Origin of the sequence: Streptomyces sp. NPDC050145 (assembly GCF_044460245.1) — a bacterium.
Lineage (GTDB): Bacteria > Actinomycetota > Actinomycetes > Streptomycetales > Streptomycetaceae > Streptomyces.
On record NZ_JBITJS010000013.1, the window covers coordinates 200,856 to 218,560 of the forward strand.

The window sequence follows — 17,705 nt, forward strand, 5'->3', positions numbered from 1 at the left end:
GGGTCACTTCCTCTTCTTGCTGGCTTGCTGAATCCGGCGAGCGCTGCGCAGCGCGGCCGCCTTACGTACGTGGGGGTTCGGGCACTCGTCCCGCATGTGGCGCTCGGCCCGGATCACGAGCGACTCGACGGCCTCGTAACCGAGCGCGTCCTCGGCCGGCCGACCGCACGAGCACGCGAAGTCGGCGGTCGCGAGGGACTTCGCTTTCGCGTGATCGAGGCGCACCCGCAGCCCGTAGCCCGGGTACGGGCCGCAGATCGTCGGGCCGAGGCCGGTCACGGCTGCCGCATCCCGAGCGCGACGCGCTGCGGCGTCATGTCCGGCCACGCGACGACCGACAGCCGGTCGCGCTGCGCCCGCGGCAGGGTGAACAACGGGGCGCCGTACGCCTCGTGACCGGCCGCGCGCAGCCACCACGCGTCGCACTGGTCGCCGCCCTTGTCGTCGGCGAACTCGGCGCCAGCCGCGAGATAGGCGGCCGCGGCCAACTGCCCTTTGTCGGCGTTGCCCTTGTCGCACGCGAACTGTTTGAGCGTGGCCGGGGGCACGTACGCGTACGGCACGTCGGCGTCGAGCAGCGCGCCGACGACGACGCCGTGCAGCTTCCCGATGATCTTCAGGGCGGCCGCGTGCATCTTGGTCGGAAGATCCTCGATCACGGCGAGGTGCGGCCGGTGCTCGGCGAGATCCTCGGCGATCGCCTCACGAACGTGCAGGAGACGGCGGTCACCGTCCGACGCCCGGGTCTTGACCCGGTACGTCGTCCCGTCCGGCAGCGCGACGCCGGTCGACGTGATCGACAGATCAAGGCCGATCACCCGGACCCCGGCCGGGGCCGAGACGACGTCGGCGAGCGGCGACACCGCGCCCGGCGCGATTAGTCCCGCGCTCATGCCACGCCCCCGAACTCCGGGGCGAGCGGGCCGTACACCGCGCGCACGACGTCGAGCGGCTCGGACACCGACCCGTCGGCGCTGCGCATGATCGGCGCGCCCTGACGGTCGACGCTGCCGTGCCACCGCCACGACTGGTCGGTCGCATCCCGCCACGCAAGCGCGAGATCCCACGCGTGCCCGGTGCCGTCCGTCCACACCCGCGCCTCGCGGTCGAGGCTGCCCGCGTGAGCGTGCAGCGGCTCGGCCGGCCGCTCGTGCTGCGGCTCCGGCTCGCGGCGGCACGAGCCGACACCGTGCTCGGCGACGAGCTGCCGGGCGACGCTCATGAGCAGCGCGGCCGCGCCGACGGTGCACATGTCGCCGAGCACCTCGACCTTGCCGTCGGTGCTGAGCATCACGACGACGTGCTGCTCGTCGAGGTCGACGAGCCTGATCCCCTTACTCATGCTGCATTCCCCTCGGTATCGGTCTCGGCCCACGGGCGCAGCGGCCACGCGCGGTCGACGCGCGCCTCGGGGTCGGTCTTGCGGAAGTGGGCTTCGAGCCCCGCGGCCTGGTCGGCGGCGAGCTCGATCTGCCGGGCGTGCAGCTCGGCGAGCGACAGCCCGGCGAAGTCGCCGTAGCGCGGCCGGCGAACCGTGCGGATGCGCTCGGGCCAGTCGTCGCGCGGCATGTGCGCGAGCGTCCCGATCCGGTACGCCACCCGGGCAGCGAGCACCGCGTCGTACGCGGCACCGTGGGCGCCGTCGTCGTCCCACGGCAGTTCGTAGACCTGCGCGAGCGTGACGAGCTGCCGGGCGCCCTGGTCTTTCGACGGACGCTTGCGGTACGGGTCGGCGTGCTGATCGAGCACCCGCGTGTCGATCACGTGCAGCGGCGTCTCGCCGAGCCGGTCGAGCAGCGTCGGCACCTCGTAGCGGCGGCACTCGCGGTCGAGCAGCGTGAAGTCGTACGGCGTGTTGTGCCCGACGACGGCGACCCCGGCGCGCACGTACTCGGCGAGCACGTCGGCGATGTGGTCGACGCCGCCCGGCGCGGGCTCACCCTTGGTGCGGGCCTCGTCCGTCGTGATGCCGTGCACGGCCGTTGCCTCGGCGGGGATCTCGACGCCGGGGTCGAGCATCCAGTCGCGCGGTTCGACCGGCTCGCCGCCGCCGAGCCCGTACGCCGCGGCGGTCACGATGCGGTCAGCCTCGACGTCCGTGCCGGTCGTCTCGAGGTCGAACGCGCACAGGCGCCCGAGGTGCCATGCGGTCATGCCGCACCCCCGCCGGGCTGCGCGACGGCCGGCCACGCGGTGGGCGGCTCTGCGTTGCCCTCGTCGACGACCTCGGCGTCGTACACCCCGTCGTCGTCCGGCACGGCCTCGTCGTCCTGGTCGTCGTCCTCGACAACACCGGTCCGCGGGTCGATCCCCTTCTCGATGTCCGCAGCGATCTGCATGAGATCGCGCGACAGCTCGTCGGACCCGTCGCGGGCAACGTGCCCCGCCTCGTTCGCCCGTCGCCACACCTGCCGCACCTCGTCGGCCGTCGAGCAGCCGCGGGCGTCGGCAAGGTAGTCGGGCCGCTCGACCGGGGCCGCCGCGATCGCCGGGCGGTCGAGGGTGCTCGGGTCGAGCGCGGCCGCCATGGACAGCGGGCCCGACAGGGCTTGGCGCAGCGACGGAATGGCGGGCACGACCATGACGACCGGGAAGTTCTTCGTCTTCCCGCGACGCACGACCGACCGCTGCTCGATCCACACCCGCAGCGGCATCGGCGACTTGCCGTCGGTCGCCGCGAGCACAGCGTCGATCCCGCCCGCCATGGCGTCGGCGGCGTAGTAGCTGTGCGTCTCCAGCCGCCAGACGCCGAAGTCGGGCAAGTCGGCCAACATCACGTTGATACGCGACGTCGGCTTGCACACCGACCCGGCCGGCTGCTCGTGCCACGCCTCACCGTGCTCGGCGAGACACAGGCACGGGCGACGGGTGAATTCCTCGGTGATCCCGTCGCACCGCCGCGCACAGCCGCCGCCGGTCCACAGCTCGTTTGCCTGCGACAGCGGGTCGCCGGGCGGCAGGATCGCGCGCAGCTCGCGGGCCTGCGTAATGACCCGGTGCTGAGCGATCTTCTGGCCCTGCGGGGTCCATGCCTCGGGCTCGCCGCCGTACAGTTCGGCGGCCCGTGCGATGTAGTCCCGCGAGTGCGACGAGAGCACGAACGTCTCGGAGCGGACCGGGCGCGGCCGCTTGCCGTTGCTGGGCACGCTGTAACCGGTGCGGATGCGACCGAGCTCGGCGCCCTGTCGCTTCATGGTCATGATGCGCGATCCCATGGGTCACGCTGCCTTTCGCTGGTCTGCGCCCGGCGCCCACGGCGGAACGACCGTGGGGTACTCCGAGGGCACTTCGTTGAGGTACTGACGGGCACGCATCGCGCCGAGGAATCCGCGGAACTCCGCACGGCCGGAGGGAACTTCGATGAACCGGTGCGATCGCGGCCGCAGGTTGAGCAGCGCCGTACGGTGCACCCGCGGCGCGGGCTCGCTCGTGTCGTCCGGCAGCAGCCACTCGGGCGCGTGCCGCAGTGCGGCGAGCTGCAAGGGCTGCTCGTCGTAGACGGTGTCGTCCGGCTTCACGGTGCCGTCCGGCTTCTTCCCGCTCGTCTTGTAGTCGACGAGCCACAACTGCCGCCGTCGGAACCGGCCGGTCGGCAGCCAGATCCACAGATCGCCCGTGCCCGCGTATCCCGCCTTGCGGTGCATCACGGTCGTCTCGACTGCCTCGACGTCGCGGCCGAAGTCGACGCGCCACAGGCGGAACCATGCCGCCAACTGCACGGCGAACGGCTCGACTTCCTCGTCGTGCGGGTGCGGGGTGTTCAGCACGAGCGACACGGCCCGCACGTGCACCCGCGTCCCGAGGTTCTTCGCCCGCTCGCTGTACTGCCGTGAGACCGCGATGAGTTCCTTCCGCAGCTCGGTCGGCTCGGTGCGTGCCCGGTGGGCGGTCGCGATCGGGTCGGCGATGACGGCATCGGCCGTCATGCCGGCCGCCCACGGCACGAGCGCCGGTTTGTGGATCGAGCCGAGCGCGTTCGTGACGCTGATCAGGTCCGGGCCCCCGGCGGGGTCGCGGTAGTAGCGACCCCGCTCGGTGGCGACGGCGTGCTTCGGGTCGGTCACTCGGCACCGCCCGGCCGGTCGGAGTTGAGCAGCGCGACGAGGTACTCGGCGAGCGGGTACGTCTCGACCTCGAGGACCGGCTCGGGACAGCAGTTGTAGACCGTGCCGTCGTCCTCTTCGTGGCCCTCGTCGGGGCACACCGGGGCGATCCCGGACGGCATCTCGGTGCCGTCGGTGCTGTAGCACGTGCGCCACTCGGGCCACGCGTCGCCGATCATGAGCTTCAGGTACTCGCGGGCGGCGGTGCGGGCGTCGTCGAGTCGAGTCATGCCGCACCGCCCTCGGCGAGCGAGCTCGCGAACAGGTCAGCGTCGCGCTTCGTCGGCAGCGACTTGGTTCGGCGGCGGCCGTTCTGCTGCCACCGCACCCGCCAACCGACGAGGGTCGCCTCGGTACGGATCGACGTCGCCGGGCCGGGCACCTCGGCGGGAACGCCCCGCTCGGTCCGGAACTCGGCGACCGACTGCTCGCAGCACACCGGCTCGCCCTCGACACTGTGCTCGTCGAGCCGCGACTCGGGGTCGGCCGCCTCGTCGGCGGTCAGTTCCTCCCACCCGAGCCCGCAGTGCGAGCACGTGTGAGTCTCGGTGCAGGCGACGCGGCCCTCGATCACGTGCGGCATGCGCAGCAGCTCGGCGAGCAGCTCGACGCAGCGGCGCTGGTAGTCGCCCTCGACATCGCCGCTCGCGAGCCGGTCGCTCACGGACGCGAACCCGAGGGAGCCGAGGCGGCGGGGCAGCACGACGACCTCGATCGGGCCGGAGACGGCGACGAACTCGGCGAGCTCGTCGACGCCGGCGAGCCCGAGGTCGGCCGGGCGGCGGGGCGTGATGGTGACGATCACTCGCCACTCGTCGCGATAGGTGTTCTTCATGCGGCCGCACCGCCCTTGCGCGGGCGCGGCATCGCAGCCTGTACGGCCTTGCGCACGCGGCTCATGGACGGGTGGCGCAGCTCGCAACACTGCGGGCACGTGCGGGGGTTGTGGCGCTCGCTCATGCGGCCGCACCGCCCTCGACGTGCTGCCGCGGGATCGACGGCGACGGGGTGTGCGCGAGCAGCCGGTTCGCGAGCCGCAACACCTGCCAGCCGTACACCGGCAACTTCGTGCCGACCACCGCGGTCAGGTCGGCGACGAGCGCCTCGAACTGCGGCTCGGTCACCTCGTGCGGGTCGGCCGGCCGCCCCTCGGCGACCTCGTCGAACCGGTCGCCGTACTCGTCGCCGAGCAGCGCCTCGAGGACGTGCTGCACGACGTGCTCGACAAAGTGCTCGACGTCGAGGGTCACGCCGGTAGGGATCGGCTCGACGTAGACGCGGAAGGGGCCGTCAACGGCCGCGGTGCGCTTAGGCATTGGCCACCGCCCGGCGGACGTCGACGAGGACGGCGTCGCCGTCGACGACGGCGGCGTGCACGAGGATCGCGACGGTCGAGCCGTTCGCGCGGGCCGGGGTGGTGGTGCTCAGCGTCCACAGCGACGCGCCGTCGGCGCTCGGGCCGCGGTGGATCTCGCCGCCGAGGTGGAACATCCACGCGCTGAGGTCGTCGACGTCGTTGACGGTGATGTGTACGGCGTCGGGGCGGGCGACGAGCGTCGGGGCGGGGAGCGCGAGGTACGAGAGCGTCGTCTCGACGGCGTGCCTGTTGTCGCTCGTCAGCTCGTAGTCGCTGCGCGGTGCGCGGGTAGTCTGTGCGATCACGGCGATCGCCTCACTTTCGGATTGGTGGGTGAGGGGTTGGCCGAGGGGTCGTGTTCGGGGTCCAGCCCGAAGCGGCCCCGTCTTCGTCTAGGCGGTGGCGGCGAGCTCGATCTGCGCGGCGTGCCACGCCTCGCACTTCGCGAGGGAGAAGCGGCGGCCGCGGCCCGCGAACGGCTCCTCGGGCATGCCGGCCTCGATCCACTGGCGGATCTGCCAGTCGGAGACGCCGTAGTACGTCTCGATCTCGCGCTGCGTCAGCAGCGGCACAAGGCCGGCGGGCAGCGTGGTGACTCGGTCAACCTTCTTCGGCATCGCGACTTGACCTTTCTACTGTCACAGTCAAATGTGAGGGCATGGCGAACAGGTCTTGCAGCGGCGCGGGGGTCCTTTCGTGCAGCGCTTCGGCGATGACCCACGCCGTCCGCCAGTCGCAGGAATCGCGGGAGGTTTTCCCGCGCCCTACGAGGCGGCCGACGGTGGAGCTACTCACTCCCTTGCCTTTCGGGTCGGCCCGGCGGGTCGCGTCGGCAAGTCCAGTGATGGACAGGCCGGCGGCCTGCATGGCGTCCCGTAGTGGCTGGCCGTCGCTCTTGCGGTGCAGCTTGGGCATGTGGACCTCGTGCCGGGTGATGGCTGTGAGTCGCTCCGAACCGAAGCGATGTGACGTTTCTACAGTCACAGTCACAGCCTTGTCAACGAGAACGGCCGAGACTCGCCGGGTGACTGCGGGGTAACCTGCGGTACTCGAAAACTTGTTCTACAGTCGTGGCATATGCACATCGGGGAGCGCACAGCGGGGAGGCTGCGTGCGCCCCTAAAGAACACGCCAAAGCTCCGCCGGGCTTCTACTTTCGCTTGCGAAAAGTAGAAGGTGGGCGGCACTCTTATGCCCGTGAACGACACGGACACCGAGACATTCGCGCAGGTACTCGCCGAGCTGATGACCGCCTACAAGGTCAACGGCTCGGACGTCGCGCGCGCGATCAACGGTTCCCCGTCCACCGTGAGTACCTGGCTCGCGGGCAAGCGGACCCCGCGGGATGACGCGATCCGCCAACTGTCCTCAGCGTTCCCGAAGTACTCGGTACAGCGGCTCACCGCAGCCGCCGGCCGCAAAGCGCCGGCGCCCCTATCGCCCGACGCGAAGCAACGTCTGCTCGACGTCTTCGACCAGCTCACCGAGGATCAACAGCGGATGCTCGAGATTCAGGCGACCGCGCTCGCGGACAGCAACAAGCACTCTTCCTAGCGGCCCCGTACAACCCCGACGGCGGTTCGAGAGTCTCCGCTAAGTGGAGCCAATCACTCACGGTGAGGCTACCGGCACAGAAGTTGCCTAGAGTGGCTGCATATTCCACGGATACGCGGTAGCTTCGAGCGCGTGCCCGAGTCCTCCCCCTCGAGCGGACCAGTAGTCAGCCATGCCTTCGGGGGAGCCCATGTGTATCCGTGTCCAGTACGCGCCGCGCCTTGAGCTCGACGAGCCGTACGACGCGGCAAGGGGCCTGATCACCATCCCGAGCGAGCTGCACGACCCCTACGTGCTCTGTGCCGTTCGCGCCGTTCTGGCCGAACTCCACATCGCACAGGGCCGTCACGGTGCACGCTGCTGGTGCGGGGAGCCGATAGCACTGCTCCCCCGCGTACCGCAGCAGCGACGACACTCTGAGGTGATCCCTTGACGCCGATCACTCCGGCCTCGACGAGGCCAAATACCGACTCGACAGAAGTGAGGCACCGCCATGCCTCGTAGAGCATCCAACAACCCCCGTCAGCTCCGCTCGAAGTCCTGCGGGTGCGCCCTGTGCCTCGAGGAGTTCCCGGCCGAGCAGCACGGGGAGCGCAAGCGCCGGCGCGACTGCATCGGCTCGTGGCAGGCCCGGTACCGCGACCCGGCCGGGAAGCAGAAGGCGAAGAACTTCGCGAAGAAGGGCGAGGCCGACGACTTCCTCGACGACGTCCGCACTCGCGTCCGGCGCCGGACGTACAACGACCCCGTGCGCGGCGAGATCACGCTCGCGGACTGGTGGGACAAGTGGTGGCCGAGCCAGCCGAAGCGCGCGGTGACCACGACGAACCGCAAGGTCTCCAACTGGACCGTGCACATCAAGCCGAAGTGGGGCGCATGGAGGCTGTGCGACCTCGAACACATGGAGTTGCAGAACTGGCTCACGAACGAGGTCAAGGGCTACCACACGAAGAAGAAGTGTCTGGAGCTCTTGAACATGATGCTCCGCGGCGCGGTCAAGGACGGGAAGCGCATCCCGTTCAACCCGGCCGCCGAGGTCGACCTCGAGGCGGCGCCGAAGAAGCACGCCGACGAGCTGCGGCCGCCGACCAAGGAACAGTGCGCGCTCATCCGTCGGCACATCCCGATGTACTACCAACCCATCGTGGTCTTCCTCGAGGAGACGGGGTTGCGGTGGGGTGAGGCGACCGGGCTGCGGTGGGAGCACGTCGATCTCGAAGCTCAGCACTTCAAGGTGAAAGAGGTGCTCAGTGAGGACAACGGGAAGCTGTTCCGGAAGGCTGCGCCGAAGTCGGTGGCCGGGTTCCGGACGGTTCCGCTCACCCCGGCCGCGGCCGACGCCGTCCGCACGATGGTGAAGCGGTGGCGACCCGCGGAGACCGTGACGCCGATCGGCGACGACCCGTACAAGCTCGCCCCCAAGGAGCTCGTGTTCCGCGGCCCGCAGGGCGGTGTACTCACGCGGCACAACTTCCGTCGCACGTGGGTGCCCGCCATTCAGGCGGCCGGCCTTGCGCGGGAGGTGACGAACCCGGAGACGGGCCGTACGGAGTGGTGGCCGCGGGTGCACGATCTGCGGCACGTGTTCGCGACGTGGCTCAAGGAACTCGGGATCGACGAGAAGGACACTCAGACCGTCATGGGGCACGATCGCGGCTCGAAGGTGACGTGGATCTACCAGCACTCGCCCGAGGACGTCGCGGCGAGGGTGCGGGCGGTCATGGCGCCTGAGACGGCCGGTGTTCGAATGCTCAGGGCCGGTTGATCTTGAGAGTCCACATAGAGTCCACAATCCCCCCTCGACGAGCCTCGGCGAGACTCGGTGAAACACGAAAGTGCACGTCAGAGCCCTTGTCAGGGACACTCGGCGAGTCTCGGCGAACCTCGGCGAGACAGGAAAACGATCTACGTTTTCTCCTAAAGCGGGTGTCGCAGGTTCGAATCCTGCCGGGGGCACAACCGAAAAGGCCACCTACCGATCTTGGTAGGTGGCCTTTGACGTTCACTCCTGACAATCGGTCAGGCCTTTTGTGATCTTGTGGGCCGGACGAAAGGGAGAGGCAGATGAGTCGCCGCAGGGGGACCCGTAAGACCCTCGCAGTCGTGACCGCGACGGTGCGGGAGTGGTACGACGAGGAGGGATGGGGTGTGCTCGACTCACCCCAGACTCCCGGAGGGTGCTTCGGCCACTACGCCGACATCCAGGCACCCGGCTTTCGCACGCTGTCACCCGGGCAACAGGTCGACCTCACCTGGGAAGCACCCGGCTTCAAGCAGGACGGATACGACTACCGCGCGGTCAGCATCACCCCGAGGCCCGTCTGACCTGGTAAGAGGCGGCTCACGGGGTGGTCGCACGCGTTGACGCACGATCGGCATCATGAGCAGTCCCCATCGGACCCCGGTGGTCGACCGTGCCGGACCCGCCAGGTGGGCTGGGCCGGCAACAGCGGGGAGCGGCGGTGATCGAACCATCGACGGGGGGGCACCAAACCGCTCCCTCGCAGGTCAGGCGGGCAAAAGCTCTGAGTCGGGTGTTACCTGTGCCGGAAACACGGGATCGCCTCGCTCTCCTGCGGAATAATCAAGGCATGGCAGCCACGCCCAGCGTCCCCGAGCTTCGCCGCACCAGATTTGCCAGGCGGCTCCCCGCCAAGCTCTCAGAGCTCGGCGGCCCCACCCACGGCCACGTCGACCTTCCGCTGCACCTCGCGTGGTCCGGCCTGACTCGGTTCGACCTCGACCAGCCCCGATTGCGGATGGGCTGCTATCGGATCGTGCTGGCCGAAGGGCAGCACGATGGCCTGGTCCACTACCTGAACCGGGAACTGCTCGTCGCCATGTGGCCCGTCCTGCGCACGCTGATCAGCCGGGACATCCGCGATGTCTGGGAGGACGCCTTCGGCGAACTGACGCCCGACGTCCAGGCTGCTGCGTGAATCTCACGGAACTGCACCGGCGGCTCCTCGCGGACGTCCTCACCGTGGGTGAGGCCTACCCGCTCGTGCTCACGGGTGGCTACGCCGTCCAGGCACACGGACTGGTCGACCGGCTCAGCAAGGACCTCGACGTTGCCACCGAGAACCCGGAGCCGATGGAGAAGATCGCCGCCTCCGTGCGCGCCGGTCTGGAACAACGCGGCTGGCAGGTACGAGCGTTGGAAACCGACCCGCTGTCCGCGCGGCTGATCGTGACCGACACCTCCACCGGCGAGGTGCGAGGTCGATGTCCTCAAGGAAGCACTCTGGCGTCCGCCTGTGCAGACTCCGCACGGCTTGGTGCTTTCCCTGGAGGACGTGGTCGGCACGAAGGTTCGCGCGCTGGCAGACCGGGGCTTGGCACGTGACTTGATCGATGTCCGAGCGGCAACGGATCGCTGGAGTCACACCGAGCTCGAAGAGCTCGGCCGGCGCCACGCCCGTGACAGCTTCGACCTCTCCGACCTTCAGGCGCGGCTCGCCGGCTCGGACTGGATCGATGACACCGAATTCGCGGCCTACGGCCTCGATGACCAGCAGACCATCGAGCTGCGCGGGTGGGCTCAGGAGTGGGCCGATGACATCGCCGAGAGACTCCAGGAAGCGGAAAGCCCACCCGACGACTGATCACCGGGCATCGGACACGCGGAGGCAGCGCCGCATCTCCGAGGGAGCTGGTCGTGCCTCATCCGTCGCAGGTCAGACAGCGAGTGGCCAAGCCGGGCGCCGGTGATTCCCAAGCTCACGTTCCACCGAAAGCAGTGGGCGATCGGGCCGCTGCCCGGAACGATGGCGCCATGCACTACTTCAACGCGACGGGTTGGCTCGCGCTCTTCACCGGTACTGAGACGATGATCGGCCGGACCGTGGACGTGGACGCGTGGGACGCGGCGACCGGCATTGCCCTGGTCGTCGATCCTCAGCGAGGAACCCGCCGGCCCGTGACGGACTACCCGGACTTCTCCCACTTGGAGCGAGCCGACCAAGTGGTCGCCGCCATACCGGGAAGCGGCTGGCGCGCCTACTGGAAGGACGAGGGACCGGACAACGGTCCGTTGACCGAGCAGGTACTCGCATGGCTCGTCACTTCCCAGGGGCGAGCCACTCCGATCACTGTCGACGCGCACGGACATGTGGACGACGCCGAGAGCGCCGACCGACTCATTCCGCCGGGCGAGGAGTGAGGGAGTCTGCCTGCCGGAGCCTCCGCCGGTCCGGAAGTTCCTGCCTGCCGGAGGAAGCGGCCTGTGCCGTGCCGCCTACGCCTTGATCGGGCTGACGTCGAAGAGGTGGGAGCAGATGGTCCAGTGGGCCGGGACGAGGGTCGCGTGGTAGGAGCCCGGGGGGTAGATCCTCAGGTAGGTGCCGGTGGGCAGGCAGGGGCCGCCCAGGGGGCCGTTCGTCGTCCGGATCACCGCGGAGGCGGAGTGGGCGGGGGCGAGCCTGACCGTGGAGTAGTGCTCGCCGGTGTGGTGGGCGGCCGGGCCGATCTGGCGGTGGGCCGTGTCGAGGGCGCTGACGCCCGGGTAGCCGCGCAGGGAGCAGCTGGTGGTGCTGGTGTTCGTGAACCGGACGGTCCAGTAGAGCGAGCCCGCCGCGCCTTCCTTGCGCCCCATGGAGAGGTAGAGATCGCTCAGTGCGCAGGTCCGCGGGCTGCCCGAGGTCGGGGCCGCGGCTGCGGCCGGCGGGCTGCTCGACGCGGTTCCGGCGGCTCCCAGTCCGGCGAGGACAGCGGTCAGTGTGACGGCCGTGACGCGGGAGGGGAGGCGGGACGAGGGAGATGAGGAGCGGAACATGGCATGTACGCCTCCATCACTCGAAGTGACCGACCCCGACGGCTGAGGGGTCACCTTCTTAGACGGTTCCCCCGGGTCCGGCGGTTGCGCAAATCGACATCAAACGACACCCACCTTTTTGTGGGTACTTGTCGCCTCCGCCGCGCCGGGAGAGCCTGATCTCGGCCGGGAACCAGAGCGGGGAGAGGCGGGGAGGAGGACCGGGTTCCGGGATCAGAGGTCAGGGATCAGGGGTCAGGGGTCAGGGCGCGGGGCGGTCGGCGGTGAGTCGGTCCAGGCGGCGGTGGCCCCAGTCGGACAGGGGGGCCAGTGCCTGTGAGAGTTCGAGGCCGGACTCGGTGAGCGAGTAGACGGTCTTCGGGGGCACCACGTCGTACACCTCGCGGTGGACGAGCCCGTCCGACTCCATCTCGCGCAGGGTCTGGGTCAGCACCTTCTCGCTGATCCGCGGGACCTTGCGGCGCAGCTCACCGGGGCGGTGCGGGCCGGCCTCGAGCAGCCACAGCAGCAGCGTCTTCCACTTGCCGTCGATGGCGGCGACCGCCACGGCCACCCCGCAGACATCGGGATCGTCGACCCGCACGCGTGTCATCTCCCCGCTCCTTCCCACCCGTCGGCGCGGCCTGTCTTTCCCGCCTTCGTCTTTCTCACCTTCGTCTTCTCACCCTACGTACAAGGGAGTTCCGTCATGTCTTCTTCCCTCGTGTCCACCGCCGTCACGGTGATCGGGCTGGGCCCGATGGGCCGTGCGCTGGCCGGCGCGTTCGTGGCCGCCGGAGTGCCCATCACTGTGTGGAACCGCACCCCGGGCCGGGACCGCGAGCTCGTCGAGCGCGGGGCGATCGGAGCCGCGAGCGCCGCGGAGGCGGTCGCGGCGAGTCCGCAGACCGTGGTGTGCCTGGTGAACTACGACGCCACGGACGCGGTGCTGCGCCAGGACACCGTCACCGCCGCGCTCAAGGGCCGCACCCTGGTGAACCTGACCGCCGACACCCCGGACCGGGCCAGGGACACCGGGCGCTGGGCCGACGAGCACGGCATCCGCTATCTCGACGGCGCCGTCATGACGCCGACGCCCACGATCGGTACGCGGCAGGCGGTGCTGCTCTTCAGCGGTGGTCAGGAGCTGTACGGCGAGCACCGGCAGGTGCTCGACGCCCTGGGCGGCAGCCACACCCACCTCGGCGAGGACGTCGGACGCGCCGCGGCCTACGACATCGCGCTGCTCGACATCTTCTGGACCTCGATGACCGGCTACGTGCACGCGCTGGCCCTGGCGCGGGCGGAAGGCGTCTCGCCCCGTGAACTGGCCCCGTTCGCACAGGGGATCGGTGCGATCCTCCCGGCGATCTTCCAGCAGACGGCCGACGACATCGAGAACGGTTCCTACTCCGGCGAGGGCAATCCGCTGACCTCCGCGGTGTCGACGATGACCCACGTCGTGCACGCCGCCGAGTCCCACGGCATCGACACCGGTGTGATGCGCGCCGCCGAGGGGCTGGCCCGCCGCACGGTGGCACTGGGCCACGGCACGGACGGGTTCTCCCGGATCGCGGAGGTCCTGGCCCGCCGCTAGGGCCGGACCGTCGGCCCGAGGGCCTGACCGTGCCGGGCGAAGACCTCGCGCAGCTCGCGCAGGGCCGCTTCCTTCTCCTTCTCGTCCTCGTACTGCCCGTCCTCGTCCCGGTTCGCCACGACGGTCTCCGGGGTGAAGTGCTGGCCGAAGAGGTAGCCGTCCAGGCAGTAGTCGAAGCCGGACTCGGTCCACAGGTCCAGGCCCTCGCCCTCGCCGTACTTCGCCAGGCCGTCGGACACGTGCCAGCGCGTGCCGTCGTACCAGAAGACGCCGCCCGCGTAGTGGATGCTCCGGCCCGTCGCGGAGTCCGTCAGGTTCAGCGACTCGTAGTTCTCGGGCTGGTCGCGGACCAGGGCGACGAGGTCCTCGGGTACGCCCTCGTAGAGGGACTCCTGAAGGGCGTAGTCCTCCTCGGCGTACAGGTTCAGGTCCGTCTCGTGGTCGAAGGTCAGCAGCAGGACGCGGCCGTCCTCCGCGAAGTACCAGACCGCGGACTGGCCTCCCCCGTCGTTCCAGGCCAGCCTCCGCGCACCGGCCACCGTCACCGGTGCGACCTCGGCGAGCTCGTCCATCACGGCCGCACGCCGCCGCACCTCCGGCAGGGGCGTCGCGGCCAGGGCATCCCACATCGCGTTCATTCCCGCAGCGTAACCACGGGGTACGACAAGCCGCCGGTCACACCCTCGTTCTGTCCAGGACCTCCGCTGCCGCCGCCCGCAGGCCCTTCACCGCCTGGTAGGCGAGGTGTTCGCGCCGGGCGGCGAGTGCCGTGTCCGCTTCCCTTCGGGAGGTGTCGCCCGCGCGCGGGCGTCGCGGGCCATCCGTCGTACGACCTCCGCGAGATCGTCCGCCGCGTGCACCGTGCGGTAGAGCGCCTCCACCACCGAGGGCGGGCCTTCGAGGAGGACGGACTCGGCCGCTCGGTGGACGGCGCGCGTCCGGTCCCTGAAGTGCTCCAGCTTCTCCTCGGCCTCCCGCGGGTCGGGGCGGTCGCCGCGCAGTGCCTCGCGCACCGCGTCCAGGGCGACATCGCGGTCGTACAGCGCCGCGAGGTAGTTCGCGTACGCCTCCCTGCGGTGCTGCCGGCGCCCTTGGTCGAACTGGGCGCGCGCCGCCGCGCGTCCGGTGACCATCGCGGAGCCGAGGGTGGCGAGCGAACCCGCGGCGGCGCCGAGCAGTGCGGCCAGTCCAGCGTCCATGGCCTCATTCTGCCTACGGGGGAGTCGAGTTGGGCGGCTGGTGACACACTCGCCGCATGGGACTTGATCAGGAACTGGTCGACGCCGCTCTCGCGCTCATGGACCGGCGCTGGCCCGCCGGGGAGCCCGGTGGGGCCGCCGCCGTACGGGTCGCCGACGGCGGGATCCTCACCAGCGTGGGGCTCGACAACATGCACGCGTCCGTCGCCCTCTGCCAGGAGACCGGCGCCTTCGTCCAGGCCTACACCCTGGACCGGGCCGTCACCGCCTCCGTCTGTGTCTGCCGGGATCTGGAGCACGGGCGGGTGCTGATCCTGCCGCCCTGCGGGGTGTGTCAGGAGCGGCTCGCGCTCTGGGGGCCGGAGGTGGAGGTCGCCGTGCCGCGTCCGGACGATCCCACCCGATGGGAGGCCCGGACACTCGCCGAGCTGCATCCCCACTACTGGGCCGCGCAGTTCAACGACGGCAAGTGGCCTTCGTACGCGCAGCATTCCGAGTAGAGGACATCCAGCGGGCGCCTGAAGGGTCGTACGGGGAGCAGGTGTTGGCGGCCGGTGAGGCTGGGTGTGCCGGGCCCGGCGCGCAGGGTACGCAGGCGGGGTCTGAGTAGCCGCTGTCGGGGGCGTGAGCCGAGCGGGCGGATCGTACGGATCCGGTTACTCGTCAGGAACCTCAGATCTCACGCAAATCTTCTCGCGCCTCGTTGCTGACCTGGCCGGACGCTGTCAGGGTCGGCGGCGGTTCCCTCGCCGTTGATCTTCGGAGGCTTCACCGATGATGGCTGTCCGTCACGCTGTGCGTCACAGCGCGGGCGCCGCCGCCTGCGCGGCCGCGCTCCTGCTCCCCGTACTGAGTCCCCCCGCCAGTGCCGACACCGGCCGGCCGGAGGCGAGTCCTCCCGCCAAGCAGGCCGTCGCCACCGGCAGCGGCGGCGCGGTGTCCAGTGTGAACCCGTACGCCTCGCAGGCCGGGCTCGACGTGCTCCGCAAGGGCGGCAACGCCGTCGACGCGGCGGTCGCCACCGCTGCCGCGCTCGGGGTCGTCGAGCCGTACTCGGCGGGCATCGGCGGCGGCGGGTACTTCGTGTACTACGACGCCGCGAGCCGGACCGTGAAGACGATCGACGGGCGGGAGACGGGGCCGGCGCGGATGCGGCCGGACGCGTTCCGGGACCCGGCGACCGGGAAGCCGCTGCCGTTCGACGAGGTCGTCAACTCCGGTCTGTCCGTGGGTGTTCCGGGCACCCCGGCGACCTGGCAGAAGGCGCTGGACGACTGGGGCACCGTCCCCCTGCGGCAGGCGCTGCGGCCCGCGACCCGGATCGCCGAGCAGGGGTTCGTGGTCAACGACGAGTTCCGCGCGCAGACCGCGATGAACGAGAAGCGGTTCCGGGACTTCAGCTCTACCGCCGAACTCTTCCTGCCGGGCGGCGAGTTGCCCGTCGTCGGCTCGCGTTTCCGGAACCCCGATCTGGCGCGCACCTACCGGCAGCTCGCCCACGAGGGCGCCGGCGCCATGAACGGCGGGGCCGTCGGGCGGGACGTGGTGCGGACGGTGCAGCATCCGCCGGTCGCCGAGGGCTCGACGCGCCACGTGCGGCCCGGGTCCATGGAGCTCTCGGACCTCGCGGACTACCGGGCGATCCCGCGCACCCCGACGCACACCACGTACCGCGGCTCCGACGTGTACTCCATGGCGCCTTCGTCGTCCGGCGGCACCACCGTCGGGGAGGCCCTGAACATCCTCGAGAACTACGACCTGTCCGCCGGCGGCCGCACCCAGGCGCTGCACCACTACCTGGAGGCGAGCCGCATCGCGTTCGCGGACCGCAACCGGTGGGTGGGCGACCCGGCGTTCTCCGACGTACCGACGGCCGGACTGCTGTCCAAGGAGTTCGCCAAGGACCGTGCCTGCCTGATCCGCCCCGACAAGGCGCTGACCAGCCCGCTCGCCCCCGGCGACCCGCGCGCCCCGCACGGCTCCGGCCAGGGCTGCGTCCGCGGCACCGGCGCTCAGGAACCGCACGAGGGCCCGTCGACCACGCACCTCGTCGCGTCCGACCGCTGGGGCAACGTCGTCTCGTACACCCTGACCATCGAGCAGACCGGCGGCTCCGCGATCACGGTGCCGGGGCGCGGGTTCCTGCTCAACAACGAGCTCTCCGACTTCGACTTCGCGCCGCTGACCCCGGGCGTCCCGGACCCGAACCTGCCCGGTCCCGGCAAGCGGCCGCGCAGCAGCATGTCCCCGACGATCGTCCTGCGCGACGGTGAGCCGCAGTTCGCGGTGGGGTCGCCGGGCGGCGCCACCATCATCACGACCGTGCTGCAGACCCTGGTCGACCGCATCGACCTCGGGATGTCCCTGCCCGAGGCGGTCGCCGCGCCCCGCATCTCGCAGCGCAACCGCGCCACGACGGAGGCCGAGCCGGCGTTCCTCGACTCGCCCCAGGCCCCGGCCCTGGAGGCCCTGGGGCACCACTTCGTGCTCGCCCCGGAGGCGTTCACGCCCTCGCCCGAGATCGGGGCGGTCGCGGCGCTGGAGTTCGGCCCGCACGGATCGGTGACCGCGGTCGCGGAGCCGGAGCGGCGCGGTGGCGGCTCGGCGATGGTGGTGCGCGAGCAGCGGTGAGCGCGGGCTGAGTACGTAAGCAAGCAAGTGAGTGAGTGAGTGACGGCGGCCCGGCGGCCTTCAGTGCGCCGGGCCGGGTGTCAGTGCGCCGGGCGCCGGCCCCAGCCCCGTACCGCGCCGGTCACTCCGTTGATCACCGCGGTGACCAGCGCCGTCCCGGCCAGCGACCCGATGACCAGCATGGTCACGCCGACCATGAACAGCCCGCTGGCGTCGTCCGACCAGTCGTAGCCGGCGGCGACCGCCAGGCCCGCGGTCGTGCCGACGACGACGGCCCGGGCATGCCCGCGCAGGGTCGCCCAGCCGGCCGGGACCAGCAGGGCCAGGACCAGGCCGACGACCTGCCAGGCCTCGTACGGGCCCGTGACCGAGCCGTCGGGGTGCACGTCGCGCGTCTGGTCCCAGCCGAGCCAGGCGGCCCACGCGGCCGCCGCGCAACCGGCCACGGCGAGGGACACGAGCGCCGTGCGGCGGCCTGCGGAGGAAGAGGATCTGCTCATGGCCTCAGCAT

25 protein-coding genes and 1 pseudogene are annotated in these 17,705 nt (G+C 70.6%); 9 read left to right on the plus strand and 17 right to left on the minus strand.

Annotated elements, in window-relative coordinates:
- Positions 1–3: 3 nt before the first annotated feature.
- The 12 genes from ACIBTU_RS26250 to ACIBTU_RS26305 all read right to left on the minus strand — a co-directional run bounded on the left by ACIBTU_RS26250 (position 4) and on the right by ACIBTU_RS26305 (position 6,375).
- Positions 4–279 carry a hypothetical protein gene (locus tag ACIBTU_RS26250; protein ID WP_399128897.1) on the minus strand — a complete coding sequence of 92 codons (276 nt, stop codon included), beginning with the start codon at positions 277–279 and terminating at the stop codon, positions 4–6.
- Entirely contained in the window at positions 276–893 is a 618-nt protein-coding gene (locus ACIBTU_RS26255; RefSeq protein ID WP_399128898.1) for a crossover junction endodeoxyribonuclease RuvC, read from the minus strand. Before ACIBTU_RS26255 ends, ACIBTU_RS26250 begins: the two co-directional genes overlap by 4 nt.
- Entirely contained in the window at positions 890–1,342 is a 453-nt protein-coding gene (locus tag ACIBTU_RS26260) for a phiSA1p31-related protein (RefSeq protein ID WP_399128899.1), read from the minus strand. Before ACIBTU_RS26260 ends, ACIBTU_RS26255 begins: the two co-directional genes overlap by 4 nt.
- The gene (locus tag ACIBTU_RS26265; RefSeq protein ID WP_399128901.1) at positions 1,339–2,154 is read right to left on the minus strand and encodes an exonuclease domain-containing protein; all 816 of its coding nucleotides are present in this window, start codon (positions 2,152–2,154) and stop codon (positions 1,339–1,341) included. Before ACIBTU_RS26265 ends, ACIBTU_RS26260 begins: the two co-directional genes overlap by 4 nt.
- Positions 2,151–3,200, minus strand: a complete 1,050-nt coding sequence (locus ACIBTU_RS26270; RefSeq protein ID WP_399128902.1) for a hypothetical protein — start codon at positions 3,198–3,200, stop codon at positions 2,151–2,153. The genes ACIBTU_RS26265 and ACIBTU_RS26270 overlap by 4 nt, the downstream gene beginning before the upstream one ends.
- An 18-nt stretch (positions 3,201–3,218) precedes the next feature.
- Entirely contained in the window at positions 3,219–4,064 is an 846-nt protein-coding gene (locus ACIBTU_RS26275) for a hypothetical protein (protein WP_399128904.1), read from the minus strand.
- A complete protein-coding gene (locus tag ACIBTU_RS26280; protein ID WP_399128906.1) occupies positions 4,061–4,333 on the minus strand; it encodes a hypothetical protein in 273 nt (90 codons plus the stop codon). Before ACIBTU_RS26280 ends, ACIBTU_RS26275 begins: the two co-directional genes overlap by 4 nt.
- Entirely contained in the window at positions 4,330–4,938 is a 609-nt protein-coding gene (locus ACIBTU_RS26285; protein WP_399128907.1) for a hypothetical protein, read from the minus strand. Before ACIBTU_RS26285 ends, ACIBTU_RS26280 begins: the two co-directional genes overlap by 4 nt.
- A 121-nt stretch (positions 4,939–5,059) precedes the next feature.
- Positions 5,060–5,419, minus strand: coding sequence for a hypothetical protein (locus ACIBTU_RS26290; RefSeq protein ID WP_399128908.1), 360 nt, complete (start codon positions 5,417–5,419; stop codon positions 5,060–5,062).
- Positions 5,412–5,765, minus strand: a complete 354-nt coding sequence (locus ACIBTU_RS26295) for a hypothetical protein (RefSeq protein WP_399128909.1) — start codon at positions 5,763–5,765, stop codon at positions 5,412–5,414. Before ACIBTU_RS26295 ends, ACIBTU_RS26290 begins: the two co-directional genes overlap by 8 nt.
- 87 nt (positions 5,766–5,852) lie before the next feature.
- Positions 5,853–6,077: a hypothetical protein gene (locus ACIBTU_RS26300; protein WP_399128910.1), complete on the minus strand. Its 225-nt coding sequence runs from the start codon at positions 6,075–6,077 to the stop codon at positions 5,853–5,855.
- Positions 6,061–6,375, minus strand: coding sequence for an XRE family transcriptional regulator (locus tag ACIBTU_RS26305; RefSeq protein ID WP_399128911.1), 315 nt, complete (start codon positions 6,373–6,375; stop codon positions 6,061–6,063). The genes ACIBTU_RS26300 and ACIBTU_RS26305 overlap by 17 nt, the downstream gene beginning before the upstream one ends.
- 282 nt (positions 6,376–6,657) lie before the next feature.
- Between ACIBTU_RS26305 and ACIBTU_RS26310 the strand changes: the two genes are divergently transcribed.
- The 6 genes and pseudogenes from ACIBTU_RS26310 to ACIBTU_RS26335 all read left to right on the plus strand — a co-directional run bounded on the left by ACIBTU_RS26310 (position 6,658) and on the right by ACIBTU_RS26335 (position 11,176).
- Positions 6,658–7,014 carry a helix-turn-helix domain-containing protein gene (locus ACIBTU_RS26310; RefSeq protein ID WP_399128912.1) on the plus strand — a complete coding sequence of 119 codons (357 nt, stop codon included), beginning with the start codon at positions 6,658–6,660 and terminating at the stop codon, positions 7,012–7,014.
- A gap of 493 nt (positions 7,015–7,507) precedes the next feature.
- Complete coding sequence (locus tag ACIBTU_RS26315; RefSeq protein WP_399128913.1) at positions 7,508–8,779, plus strand: tyrosine-type recombinase/integrase; 1,272 nt, start codon at positions 7,508–7,510, stop codon at positions 8,777–8,779.
- 299 nt (positions 8,780–9,078) lie between these two features.
- The gene (locus ACIBTU_RS26320) at positions 9,079–9,339 is read left to right on the plus strand and encodes a cold-shock protein (protein ID WP_399128914.1); all 261 of its coding nucleotides are present in this window, start codon (positions 9,079–9,081) and stop codon (positions 9,337–9,339) included.
- Between the two features lie 266 nt (positions 9,340–9,605).
- A complete protein-coding gene (locus ACIBTU_RS26325) occupies positions 9,606–9,953 on the plus strand; it encodes a transcriptional regulator (protein WP_399128915.1) in 348 nt (115 codons plus the stop codon).
- A pseudogene (locus ACIBTU_RS26330) lies at positions 9,950–10,619 on the plus strand (nucleotidyl transferase AbiEii/AbiGii toxin family protein). The gene ACIBTU_RS26325 and the pseudogene ACIBTU_RS26330 overlap by 4 nt, the downstream one beginning before the upstream one ends.
- A gap of 170 nt (positions 10,620–10,789) precedes the next feature.
- Complete coding sequence (locus ACIBTU_RS26335; RefSeq protein WP_399128916.1) at positions 10,790–11,176, plus strand: hypothetical protein; 387 nt, start codon at positions 10,790–10,792, stop codon at positions 11,174–11,176.
- Positions 11,177–11,251: 75 nt separating this feature from the next.
- On the opposite strand, the gene ACIBTU_RS26340 is transcribed toward ACIBTU_RS26335, so the two are convergent.
- Positions 11,252–11,788 (minus strand): DUF4232 domain-containing protein, encoded by a 537-nt coding sequence (locus tag ACIBTU_RS26340; RefSeq protein WP_399128918.1) that lies wholly within the window; start codon positions 11,786–11,788, stop codon positions 11,252–11,254.
- A gap of 241 nt (positions 11,789–12,029) precedes the next feature.
- Positions 12,030–12,380, minus strand: a complete 351-nt coding sequence (locus ACIBTU_RS26345) for a winged helix-turn-helix transcriptional regulator (RefSeq protein ID WP_399128919.1) — start codon at positions 12,378–12,380, stop codon at positions 12,030–12,032.
- Between the two features lie 96 nt (positions 12,381–12,476).
- On the opposite strand from ACIBTU_RS26345, the gene ACIBTU_RS26350 reads away from it, so the two are divergent.
- The gene (locus tag ACIBTU_RS26350) at positions 12,477–13,364 is read left to right on the plus strand and encodes an NAD(P)-dependent oxidoreductase (protein WP_399128920.1); all 888 of its coding nucleotides are present in this window, start codon (positions 12,477–12,479) and stop codon (positions 13,362–13,364) included.
- Here ACIBTU_RS26350 and ACIBTU_RS26355 read toward each other — a convergent pair.
- Complete coding sequence (locus ACIBTU_RS26355; protein ID WP_399128921.1) at positions 13,361–14,002, minus strand: hypothetical protein; 642 nt, start codon at positions 14,000–14,002, stop codon at positions 13,361–13,363. The two genes, ACIBTU_RS26350 and ACIBTU_RS26355, sit on opposite strands and share 4 nt — an antisense overlap.
- An 87-nt stretch (positions 14,003–14,089) precedes the next feature.
- Positions 14,090–14,563: a proline dehydrogenase gene (locus tag ACIBTU_RS26360; protein ID WP_399128922.1), complete on the minus strand. Its 474-nt coding sequence runs from the start codon at positions 14,561–14,563 to the stop codon at positions 14,090–14,092.
- Between the two features lie 56 nt (positions 14,564–14,619).
- Between ACIBTU_RS26360 and ACIBTU_RS26365 the strand changes: the two genes are divergently transcribed.
- Entirely contained in the window at positions 14,620–15,063 is a 444-nt protein-coding gene (locus ACIBTU_RS26365; protein WP_399128923.1) for a cytidine deaminase, read from the plus strand.
- A gap of 295 nt (positions 15,064–15,358) precedes the next feature.
- Positions 15,359–17,194, plus strand: coding sequence for a gamma-glutamyltransferase (gene ggt, locus ACIBTU_RS26370; RefSeq protein ID WP_399128981.1), 1,836 nt, complete (start codon positions 15,359–15,361; stop codon positions 17,192–17,194).
- Between the two features lie 80 nt (positions 17,195–17,274).
- Here the strand turns inward: ggt and ACIBTU_RS26375 are convergent, their stop codons facing one another.
- Positions 17,275–17,694: a hypothetical protein gene (locus tag ACIBTU_RS26375; RefSeq protein ID WP_399128924.1), complete on the minus strand. Its 420-nt coding sequence runs from the start codon at positions 17,692–17,694 to the stop codon at positions 17,275–17,277.
- Positions 17,695–17,705: the final 11 nt, after the last annotated feature.